The organism is Microbispora sp. CSR-4 (genome assembly GCF_008033685.1).
In the GTDB taxonomy this organism is placed as follows: Bacteria; Actinomycetota; Actinomycetes; order Streptosporangiales; family Streptosporangiaceae; genus Microbispora.
The window spans coordinates 1-298 of sequence record NZ_VJVX01000327.1 but is presented as its reverse complement, the minus strand read 5'-3'; the positions used below and the strand labels follow the sequence as shown (position 1 = coordinate 298).

1 pseudogene is annotated in these 298 nt (G+C 70.1%); it reads left to right on the top strand.

Annotated elements, in window-relative coordinates:
• Window positions 1-98: 98 nt before the first annotated feature.
• Window positions 99-298 (top strand): annotated as a pseudogene (locus tag FLV34_RS40010) (ISAs1 family transposase); the annotation flags it as partial.

Genomic DNA, 298 nt, shown 5'->3' with positions numbered 1-298 from the left:
ACGTCCTGACCGCCGCCGACCCCCTGCCCACAGACCTACGCGACGCACTCAAGCAGATCCGCAGCCCCGAAGGTGCGCACTAAATTGAGCCAACTCAGGTGGGACGGCTGCTGGCCCGCCTGGACGGCGACGACTTCGACGCTGCGACCTGCGCCTACCTGGCCAGGCTGGCCGCCGCGCCACCAGCGACCGGCACGAACGGCACGAACGGCACGAACGGCAGAACAGCGCTACTCGGCCTGGCCGTGGACGGCAAAACCCTGCGCGGCAGCCGCACCGGCGACCGTGTGACCCACCT